This window comes from Calothrix rhizosoleniae SC01, from assembly GCF_900185595.1.
In the GTDB taxonomy this organism is placed as follows: domain Bacteria; phylum Cyanobacteriota; class Cyanobacteriia; order Cyanobacteriales; family Nostocaceae; genus Calothrix_A; species Calothrix_A rhizosoleniae.
Genome location: NZ_FYBH01000406.1, coordinates 1 through 942, shown reverse-complemented (window position 1 = coordinate 942; position 942 = coordinate 1). Strand labels below are relative to the sequence as shown.

Below are 942 nucleotides of genomic sequence, written 5' to 3'. Positions count from 1 at the left end.
TCTAAATTCAATTCCCAATTTAAACATTGAGGTTGAAAATCAGCTTCTTGATTATTTATTTTTTCTAGAGGTAAATTCTGCTTGAATAAATTAAAATCACAAAATTTCTGCCAATATTCTATTCCTAATTTAGCTTCTTCTTGTTCAAGAGTTTCATTTTGCCATTCTGCAATATCTGCATATTGTAATGGTTCTTCTTCGCTTTCCTCTATTTGATTACCAACTGCGTAATAATGACTAATTTCTTGAGTTAAATTATTAATCGTAATTGTGTCAGCGTCAAGAGTAGGTAGACTAATAGCTAGTATATGTCGAATCGGTGAAATGATAATGACAGAAAAATATAAAAGTGAATCCTGTGCAAAATCTAAACCCAATTGATTCAATTGGGATGTAATTAGCTGAATTTTTTCTTGCTGTTGTTGAGCATTTAAACTACTTATATCTTGATAATCAATCGATGGTATAATATTATCACTTATCACTTGAAGAGGTATTGTCATTCCAGATAAACAACGGTAATTCGTACGAAGTATTTCATATTTATTGATTACTGTTTGTAAAGATATTTCTAAACTTTTAAAATCAAGATTCCCCTCAATTAAAACTGTCCAAGATACCCGATTGGGTAAACTGCGGTCAATTTGTTGTAATGACCATATATATTTTTGTTGAGGAGAAAGTTTAAATCCTTCAATTATTGGCTTGTCCATATTAACCCTCCATCGCTTCTGGATATTTTGGTAATAATTTAGTCATCAAAAAGCTTGTAATTTTTTTGATTTATTATTTCTCCTTATTTCTACTCTCTGCGTTCTCTGTGTCTGTGCGGTTTTAATTATTCAGATGATAGAAGATTACTGACAGAAAAAATTAAGTCATTCCAACTACAACTTTTCGAGAACCTGTAAATGGTTTGCGTCCATGTGCTGCTAATATATT

Annotated in this window: 1 protein-coding gene; it reads right to left on the bottom strand. The window is 30.6% G+C overall.

Annotated features, from left to right (window positions below; translation table 11 throughout):
- On the bottom strand, nt 1-713 hold a 713-nt coding region (locus CALSC_RS24530; RefSeq protein ID WP_235006938.1), incomplete at its 3' end, for a condensation domain-containing protein.
- Between the last annotated feature and the right edge of the window lie 229 nt (nt 714-942).